9 protein-coding genes are annotated in these 9,304 nt (G+C 61.7%); 4 read left to right on the top strand and 5 right to left on the bottom strand.

What is annotated here, in order from left to right:
- Positions 1-3: 3 nt before the first annotated feature.
- Complete coding sequence (locus tag AC0IXA_RS19675) at positions 4-795, bottom strand: YfaP family protein (protein WP_024014479.1); 792 nt, start codon at positions 793-795, stop codon at positions 4-6.
- A gap of 498 nt (positions 796-1,293) precedes the next feature.
- Between AC0IXA_RS19675 and AC0IXA_RS19670 the strand changes: the two genes are divergently transcribed.
- From AC0IXA_RS19670 to AC0IXA_RS19655, 4 genes are all read left to right on the top strand, one after another.
- Positions 1,294-1,536: an exodeoxyribonuclease VII small subunit gene (locus tag AC0IXA_RS19670; RefSeq protein ID WP_016772991.1), complete on the top strand. Its 243-nt coding sequence runs from the start codon at positions 1,294-1,296 to the stop codon at positions 1,534-1,536.
- Positions 1,533-2,420, top strand: coding sequence for a (2E,6E)-farnesyl diphosphate synthase (gene ispA, locus AC0IXA_RS19665; protein WP_110602938.1), 888 nt, complete (start codon positions 1,533-1,535; stop codon positions 2,418-2,420). The genes AC0IXA_RS19670 and ispA overlap by 4 nt, the downstream gene beginning before the upstream one ends.
- Positions 2,421-2,511: 91 nt before the next feature.
- Entirely contained in the window at positions 2,512-4,410 is a 1,899-nt protein-coding gene (dxs, locus tag AC0IXA_RS19660) for a 1-deoxy-D-xylulose-5-phosphate synthase (protein ID WP_073475710.1), read from the top strand.
- Positions 4,411-4,550: 140 nt separating this feature from the next.
- Positions 4,551-6,434 (top strand): TonB-dependent receptor domain-containing protein, encoded by a 1,884-nt coding sequence (locus AC0IXA_RS19655; RefSeq protein ID WP_471814357.1) that lies wholly within the window; start codon positions 4,551-4,553, stop codon positions 6,432-6,434.
- Positions 6,435-6,573: 139 nt separating this feature from the next.
- Here AC0IXA_RS19655 and AC0IXA_RS19650 read toward each other — a convergent pair whose 3' ends face one another.
- From AC0IXA_RS19650 to AC0IXA_RS19635, 4 genes are all read right to left on the bottom strand, one after another.
- Entirely contained in the window at positions 6,574-7,374 is an 801-nt protein-coding gene (locus tag AC0IXA_RS19650; protein WP_471814356.1) for a cobalamin-binding protein, read from the bottom strand.
- The gene (locus tag AC0IXA_RS19645; protein ID WP_281875857.1) at positions 7,374-7,793 is read right to left on the bottom strand and encodes an MFS transporter; all 420 of its coding nucleotides are present in this window, start codon (positions 7,791-7,793) and stop codon (positions 7,374-7,376) included. The genes AC0IXA_RS19650 and AC0IXA_RS19645 overlap by 1 nt, the downstream gene beginning before the upstream one ends.
- On the bottom strand, positions 7,790-8,407 hold the full coding sequence (gene ribA / locus AC0IXA_RS19640; protein WP_024014485.1) for a GTP cyclohydrolase II: 618 nt from the start codon (positions 8,405-8,407) through the stop codon (positions 7,790-7,792). The genes AC0IXA_RS19645 and ribA overlap by 4 nt, the downstream gene beginning before the upstream one ends.
- 144 nt (positions 8,408-8,551) lie before the next feature.
- Entirely contained in the window at positions 8,552-9,289 is a 738-nt protein-coding gene (locus AC0IXA_RS19635; protein WP_024014486.1) for a substrate-binding periplasmic protein, read from the bottom strand.
- Positions 9,290-9,304: the final 15 nt, after the last annotated feature.

The following is a 9,304-nucleotide window of genomic DNA, read 5'->3' as shown; positions in this document are numbered from 1 at the left end:
TGCTTAATAGTTGAAAGTCTTGACCAGCAACAGATCACCGATCGCCCGCAGGGGCACGATGAAGGTTTCGCGTTTTTCGTCGACGGTGTTTTCGTTGAGCACCAGGGTGATCTGCGAGGTGATCACCTCGTTCTGATTACTGGTTTCCTCGAAGTTATAGCCACCATCGCCGTAGTTGCCCCAATAGTTGACGTAGACCAGATACGTGCCGTGCAGCGGCGCGGTCATGGTGAACATTTCCGGGCCGGGGCCGTCGACACCATCCGGGTCGAGGCCGCCGCCATTGCTCAGCGCCGGCCGTGCCCAAAAGGCATGCTGACCGTCGGGGGTGACAATATGCAGATCCAGCTCGGCTTTCGGGTCGTCCCATCCCAAGACAAGACGAATCTTCGCCGGCGTGCGCAGATTATTTGCTTCATAAAATTGCACGCGCTTGAGCGACTGGCCCTCGGCGCTGATCACTTCAACGCTGTTGGAGCCGGCGCCGAAGGCGTAAGGCCGGGCAAAACGCCCCTGATCATCGGTGTACAGATTCAATGGATTGCCGTTGACGGCGAGGCTGTGCGGCGGACGCATGTGCCCGAGGGCTTTGAGCTGGCCCTGGATCATCGTGCGATTGCGCTGAATGCCGCGATCGATCGGCGGCGTCGGGTAGGCGACCTGCGGATTTTCCGAACGATCGAGCAAGCCGTGATAACGCCAGCCGCCGACTGGCTCGGACAATTGCGCAGTCGGCGCGGCCCACAGCGCAGGCGCGCAGGCGAGGCCGATCAGCAGCAAAAGAAATGAACGCATGTGACGCCTCCTGCCATGCCTTGAACGAAACCTTGCACCCGATCCTCGGTACTTCACAGCGGTGAACTGCGTTTCGTCTGAATGCCCCGCAATTGTCGGGGCCGTAGAAGCGGCGAAGATTAGCGATTCGGCAGTTTTTTAACAATCGGATACATGTGTGATTGCTGTAGGAATCTCGCTTTCGAGAGGGTGTGAGCCGAATAGCGAAGTTATTCGGCTCATAAAATGAGCCGAATAAGCCTCAGCCCCGAAACTTCACATTAACTTTGTGACGAGGGGGTTTATCCCCGCTCGGCTGCGCAGCAGTCGTAAAACCGGCGACTTCGATTTTCCTGGGAGTATCGGTTGTCTGGTTTTAGGGTTGCTACGCAACCCAGCGGGGATAAATCCCCTCGCCACGGGGTCATGTGCGCGGCTTTGGGTGGGGCGCCTCATTTGCCCATACCCCCCCTATCTGCTAGTGTCGCGCCGGTTTAACGTCTACCGGAAATTGCCGCCATGGCCCGCAAAAAAGCTGCACTGGATTTCGAACAATCCCTCGCCGACCTGCAAACACTGGTCGAGCGTCTGGAGAACGGTGAATTGTCGCTGGAAGACTCGCTGACCGCTTTCGAGCAGGGCATCGGCCTGACCCGTGACTGCCAGGCGGCGCTGGCCCAGGCCGAGCAGAAAGTGCAGGTACTGCTGGAGCGCGATGGCGAGCTCGCCGAGGAACCCTTCGACGCGGATGAGCCAGAATGATCGCGGCGTATTCGGCGAGCAGTCAGGCCCGGGTCAACGCGGCGCTGGAGACGCTGTTCAACGCGCCGCTGCCGGAACTGGCGCGGCTCTACGAAGCGATGCGCTACAGCGTGATGAACGGCGGCAAGCGCGTGCGCCCGTTGCTGGCTTACGCCGCATGCGAAGCCCTCGGCGCAAAGGCTGAACAGGCCAGCGGCGCGGCCTGTGCGGTCGAACTGATCCACGCCTACTCGCTGGTGCATGACGATTTGCCGGCGATGGACGATGACGATCTGCGTCGCGGCCAGCCGACGACCCACAAGAAATTCGACGAAGCCTGCGCGATCCTCGCCGGTGACGGCTTGCAGAGCCTGGCCTTCAGCGCCCTGCTCGACCCGCGCCTGAGCGATTGCAGCAGCGAAATCCGTCTGCAGATGGTCACAGCGCTGGCCCATGCAGCCGGTCCGGCGGGCATGGTCGGTGGTCAGGCCATCGATCTGGGTTCGGTCGGTCTCAAGCTCGATCAAACAGCCCTCGAACAAATGCACCGGCACAAGACCGGCGCGCTGATTGAAGTCAGCGTCAGGCTAGGCGCCTTGGCCAGCGGCCGCGCCCAACCCGATCAGCTACAGGCCCTGCAGACTTATGCACAGGCCATCGGTCTGGCCTTTCAGGTGCAGGACGACATCCTCGACGTGGAAAGCGATACCGCGACCCTCGGCAAACGCCAGGGCGCCGACATTGCCCGGGACAAGCCGACCTACCCGGCCCTGCTCGGCCTCGACGCCGCCAAGGCCTATGCTCTGGAACTGCGCGATCAGGCCTTGCAGACGCTGCGACCGTTTGACGCGGCCGCCGAGCCGTTGCGCGAGCTGGCCCGGTATATCGTCGAGCGGCGCAACTGACGGCGTATCGGCCAAAAAAGACCAACGCGTGGGCAGGGGGCGATGCATCAGGTAAACTGCCGCATCTTTTATACCTATAACGATTCGCCTGATGCCCACGACGTTTCATGAGATTCCCCGCAAGCGCCCGACCACGCCCCTGCTCGACCGCGCGAACACGCCGGACGGCCTGCGCCGGTTAGGCGAAGCCGAGCTGGAAACCCTGGCCGATGAGTTGCGCCTGGAATTGCTCTACACGGTCGGCCAGACCGGTGGGCATTTCGGTGCCGGCCTGGGCGTGATCGAGCTGACCATCGCGCTGCATTACGTCTTCGACACCCCGGACGACCGTCTGCTGTGGGACGTCGGGCATCAGGCGTATCCGCACAAGATCCTCACCGGTCGCCGCGAGCGCATGGCCAGCCTGCGTCAGAAGGACGGCATTGCCGCATTCCCGCGCCGCTCCGAGAGCGAGTACGACACCTTCGGCGTCGGCCACTCCAGCACCTCGATCAGCGCTGCGCTGGGCATGGCCATTGCTGCCCGCCTGCAGGACAGCGATCGCAAGGCCATCGCCGTGATCGGCGACGGCGCGCTGACCGCCGGCATGGCTTTCGAGGCGCTTAACCATGCGCCTGAAGTCAACGCCAACATGCTGGTGATCCTCAACGACAACGACATGTCGATCTCGCGCAACGTCGGCGGGCTCTCGAATTATCTGGCAAAGATCCTTTCCAGCCGCACCTACGCGAGCATGCGCGAGGGCAGCAAAAAAGTTCTGTCGCGCCTGCCCGGCGCCTGGGAAATCGCCCGTCGCACCGAAGAATATGCCAAAGGCATGCTGGTCCCAGGCACCCTGTTCGAAGAACTGGGATGGAACTACATCGGCCCGATCGATGGCCACGATCTGCCAACCCTGATCGCCACGCTGCGCAACATGCGCGATCTCAAAGGTCCGCAGTTTCTGCACATTGTCACCAAGAAAGGCAAGGGCTTCGCACCGGCGGAAGTCGACCCGATCGGTTACCACGCCATCACCAAACTCGAACCACTGGACGCCCCCGCCGCTGCGCCGAAAGCCGTCAGCGGGCCGAAGTATTCGGCGGTGTTTGGCGAGTGGCTGTGTGACATGGCGGCGGCTGACGCTCGTCTGGTCGGAATTACCCCGGCGATGAAGGAAGGCTCGGATCTGGTGGCGTTCAGCGAGCGCTTCCCCGAGCGTTATTTCGACGTGGCGATTGCCGAGCAGCACGCGGTCACTTTCGCTGCCGGCATGGCCTGCGAAGGCGCGAAACCGGTGGTGGCGATCTACTCGACGTTCCTGCAACGCGGTTACGACCAACTGGTACACGACGTCGCCGTGCAGAACCTCGACGTGCTGTTCGCCATCGACCGTGCCGGCCTGGTCGGCGAAGACGGCCCGACCCACGCTGGCAGCTACGACCTGTCGTACCTGCGCTGCATCCCGGGCATGGTCATCATGACCCCGAGCGATGAAAACGAACTGCGCAAGATGCTCACCACCGGCCACCTCTACAACGGCCCGGCGGCGGTGCGTTACCCACGCGGCAGCGGCCCGAACGCAGTCATCGAAAAAGATCTCGAAGCGATCGAAATCGGCAAGGGCATCGTGCGTCGTCAGGGCAGCAAGGTCGCCATGCTGGTGTTCGGCGTGCAACTGAGCGAAGCCTTGAAAGTCGCCGAGAAACTCGACGCCACCGTGGTCGACATGCGTTTCGTCAAACCGCTGGATGAAGCGCTGGTGCGCGAGATCGCCGGCAACCACGAGTTACTGGTGACCATCGAAGAGAACGCGATCATGGGCGGCGCCGGCGGCGCGGTCAGCGAATTCCTCGCCCGCGAGAACATCCTCAAGTCGATGCTGCATCTGGGCTTGCCGGACATTTACGTCGAGCATGCAAAACCGGCGCAGATGCTTGCCGAGTGCGGGCTGGATGAGGCCGGGATCGAAGCGTCGATTCGCCAGCGCCTGGCATTGCTCGCCCAATAAACGCAATACCCTTGTGGGAGCGAGCCTGCTCGCGAAAGCGGACTGTCAGTCAAAGACGAACTGACTGATACACCGCCTTCGCGAGCAGGCTCGCTCCCACATTTGATTTGTGTACACCTGAAACTCCCGTTGGACTGTCCATGAACCTCTCGCGCCTCGCCCTGCCCTTCCTCCTGCTGCCAACCGCCAGCGCCCTTGCCGATACATTCGAACGCGATCAGGCGCTGAAGCTGCCGGACACGTTGATCAGCGCCAATCGTCAGGTCGAGGCGCGCAACGACAGCAGCGCCGCCAACACCGTGTTTACCCGCGAAGACATTCATCGCCTGCAACCAAGCGACGTGCCCGATCTGCTGCGGCACGTGCCTGGCGTGCAGGTGGCGCAGACCGGCGGGCGCGGCAGTCTCCCGGGGATCTACATTCGCGGCACGCAATCGGCGCAGAGCCTGGTGCTGGTCGATGGCCAGCGCATCGGTAACTCGACTTCCGGCGACAGCAACCTGCAGCATCTGAACATCGAGCAGATCGAGCGCGTCGAAGTGCTGCGCGGTTCGCGCTCGGTGATTTACGGCAGCGACGCGATTGGCGGGGTGATCCAGATCTTCACCCGGCGCGGCACCGAGCAAGGCTTGCAGCCACGCCTGCATCTGGGCTTTGGCAGTCAGCAGACATGGGAACGCAGCCTCGGCTTGTCCGGCGGCGACGAGAAAACCCGCTTCAACCTCGGCGCCAGCCTCGACGAAACGGCCGGGATCGACCGTACCCACGAGTCGTATCCAAGCGACAGCGACCATGACGCCTACCGCAACAAATCCCTGAGCCTGAGCCTCAGCCACGCGCTGACCGATGACGTCGAAGTCGGCGCCAATCTGCTGGATAACCGTGGCAGGAGCGAATTCGACAACCCGTTCGGCCGCTTCGACATGGACACTTTCGAGTCGGTGCAACAGCAGCCATACAGTGATTTCAATGTCAGCAGCATCAGCAGTTATGTCGATGCGCGGGTCAACGAAACCTGGAAAACCCGCATCGAACTCGGCCACAGCGAAAACCGCGAAAAGACCTTCGACAAGCTCAGTGACGAGCGCACGGTGTTCAACACCTATCGCGACTCGGTGAACTGGCAGAACGACCTGACGCTGGACGCGCGCAACAGCCTGATTCTGGGCGGCGACTGGTACGAAGACCGGGTCAACAGCAGCACTGCGTTTGACGAGGACAGCCGCTGGAATCGCGCCGCGTTCATCCAGCATCGCTATCAGGCCGACAGTTTTTCCACCGAGATCGGCCTGCGCCACGACGACAACCAGCAGTTCGGCAACCAGAACACCTGGAGCGGCACTTTCACCCTGCCGCTGAACCCGGACAACGACGTGCTGCTGAGCTACAGCGAAGGGTTCCGTGCGCCGACCTTCAACGACCTGTACTACCCGGATTTCAGCAATCCCGACCTGAAACCGGAAACCTCGAAAAGCTACGAACTGCAATGGCGCAGCCAATTGAGCGACAGCGCGCGGCTGGAAGCCTCGATTTACCGCACCGACCTGGAAGACGCGATCATCTTCGGCAGCAACTCACGCCCACAGAACGTTGCGTCAGCGCGGATCAATGGCTTTGAAGCGGCACTGAAGCACGAGCTGTTTGGCTGGCAGAGCAATCTTGGCGTAGCGATCATTGATCCACGTGATCGCGATACCGGGCATACGCTGGCGCGACGGGCGCGGCGCACGGCCAGTTGGGATGTGGATCGGCAGTTTGATCGCTTGGGACTCGGCGCCAGTTGGCAATTGGTCAGCGGCAGTTACGACGACTTGAACAACACCCAGTCGCTGGGTGGCTACGGCACGCTCGGGCTGCGCAGCAGTTGGGCGCTGAACCGTGAGATCAAGCTGGATCTGAAGGTGGATAACCTGCTGGACAAGGGTTACAGCCGGGCGAATTACAGCTATGACGGTGCGCAGTATGGCTATCGTGAGGAAGGTCGGGCGTGGATGTTCGGGGTGACGTGGACCCCTGAACTCTGAGCTGAGATCAGCGCTGTATCATCCGACCTCTTCGCGAGCAAGCTCGCTCCCACAGTTGATCTCTCTTGCACCCAGATTCTTGGTTAAAACCCGATCAAATGTGGGAGCGAGCTTGCTCGCCAATACAAGCACCACGGTTTCAACGGTCGGGCGCGATCGATTGGCAAAGCTTGGCGGTGGCGCTGATCATCTGCCCGCTCGGTCGCTCAAGGCCTTTGTCAGTGACCAATAGCAGTCTCCCCTGCCTGACCGCCGCCACCTGCGGCCAGGTTTTCCACGCCCCTAGCTGCGCCTGATCACCGGCGACAATCACTTCCGGATCACGCTGCAATACCGCCTCGATACTCACCTGCGGTGCCGGCAGATTCAGCTCGGCGAAGACATTGCGCGCGCCGCACACCTCAAGCGCATCGCTGATGATCTGCCCGCCACCCACGGTGTATAGCGGTTTGTCCCAGACTTGATAAAACACCCGCAGCGGCACATCACGACGATAACGCTGACGAAGGTCATCCAGTTGTTTGCGCAATTCGGCCGCCCGTTTCGCCCCGCGTTCAGGACGCCCGAGCTGTTTGCTGATCGCTTCAATTTGCGTCGCCAGTTGCGCCAACGTGTGCGGTTCGGCGACGAAGGTCGGAATGTTCAGGTGCTTGAGCTGATCACGCTGCCCCGCGCCAACACTGCCGGGCCAGAGCAGCAGCAAATCCGGTTTCAGGCTGAGCAAGCGCTCCATGTCGAGCTGGCCGTAGCGGCCCACTGATGGAACATCCGCTATCGCCGCCGGCCGCTCGCCCGCATCCAGTACGCCGACCAACAGGTCGGCAGAGTCCAGTTCAACGACGATTTCAGACAGCGAGGGGGCGAGGCTGACCACCCGCAATGCAGCCAGCACCGGGCTGCTCACAACGAGCAGCACAACCGCCAGCCACAGGCGAGGCATCAACCGAGTTGACGCGGAATACGATAGAGGTAGAACAGCACGGCGGTGGACAGCGCCAGCAGCATCAACGGCACGGCTTCGAGGCCGACGAACACCGCCAGTGCGCCGATCCAGGCCGGCAAAGACGCCACCAGCAACGCCGTACGCCGACGCGCCGCAAGGGCAATCCAGGCGGCGGGTTCTTCGGCGGTATCGAGGGCTTTTTGCGTGGCGATCAACGCGTGTTTGTAGCGGGCGAAATACTTGAGGCTGACAAACATCGAGGCGACGCCGGCGATGAACAAAGGCATTGCCAGCACTGGCAACAGGCCCTGGCCTTTACCGAACAGCGCGTTAAGCACGAACAGCGGCAACAGCGCCAGCGCCAGGTATTGCCACCAGGCCACCGCCAACCGCCGCCGCACCTGGCCACGGGTCACGCGCGGTCGACCTCGCCCTGATGTTCGTTGCCCATCATGTGGTCGAGCTTGCTGGCCTTGGTCGCCAGGTAGAGTTTGTTGTGCGGATTGTGCCCGGTGTGCAGCGGCACGCGCTCGGCGACGACGATGCCCATGTCGGTCAGCGCTTTGACCTTGCGCGGGTTGTTGGTCATCAAGCGCAGGGATTTCACGCCCAGATGCTCAAGCATTGGCAGGCACATGGCGTAGTCGCGCTGATCGGCGGCAAAGCCCAGACGCTCGTTGGCTTCCACGGTGTCGGCGCCGCCGTCTTGCAATTCATAGGCGCGGATCTTGTTCAGCAGACCGATGCCGCGCCCTTCCTGACGCAGATACAGCAGCACGCCACGGCCTTCGCGGGCAATCGCCTGCAACGCGGCTTCCAGTTGCGAGCCGCAGTCGCAACGCTGGCTGAACAAGGCATCGCCGGTCAGGCATTCGGAATGCAGGCGACCGAGTACCGGGGCGCCATCGGCAATTTCACCGAGGCTCAGCACGACGTGCTCACGCCCGGTGCTCTCATCGAGAAAGCCGTGCATGGTGAATTGCGCAAAAGGCGTGGGCAGCTTGGAAGCGGCGACGAAGACGACAGGCACCGATGTGCTCCTGATCTAGAAGACTGAAAATTCGCAGGCGGGCATTGTAACAGCAGGTTCCTGTGGACGCTTAGGCTGAATTATCGGGCATAACCATCAAAAAGTTTGATGACAGCTGCCATGCTCTCCCACAGGACATTGTGATCATTTTGGATCAAACGGATACGGCTGCTGCCACTTCTCGAAGACCGGCTTCAACTCTCCGCTCTTGACCAGCTCCGCCATGCGCCGGTCATACAGCGCCATCAACGCGCGAGCCTGTGGGGTATCGGCGAAACCGAGAAACAGCGGCAACTCAGCCAGATGCGAATAGCGATACTGCGCTGGATCCGCAGCATCGCGCACGACCGCTTCAATCTCGGTCAGCGCATCGATGTAGTAATCCGCCCGGCCCTGCTTGAGCATCAGCAGAATGCCGGTACGTCGTTCGATCTGGTTGAAACGCTGGATGTTCGGCAAGTAGTTCTCGTAGCGGTAGCCGCGCACCCAGGCCAGACGATATTTGCCCAAGGTCGCCTGGGTCGGCGGCGGGCTGCTCGCCAGGCCCAGCGCGTAGATGTGATCAGAATCGAACTTCGATTGCGGGTACAGCACGTGCTCGGCTTCGTCGCGGTAGGAGCCGACCAGCGCGTCGACTTCCTTCAACTGCACCAGCCCGATCGAACGGGTATACGGCACCGTGCGGATGTCCAGCTTGACCCCGGCCGGCTCGAACACTTTGCGCAACACGTCCCAGGCCAGACCGTGACCATCGGCGGCGGTGTAATCCTCCCAGTCTTCGCTGGCCAGATGGATCACCCCAGGCACAGGCGCGGCGGCCTGCGCATGGGCGAACGTGCCCAGCAGAGCCAGAAGCAGCAGCGCCAACCCGCGTCGCAGCATTGCGTGTTTCCTCAC

The sequence above is a fragment of the Pseudomonas sp. AC083 genome, assembly GCF_979253165.1.
Note: the sequence above shows the minus strand (reverse complement) of the source record. Positions and strands in the feature narration are given on the sequence as shown.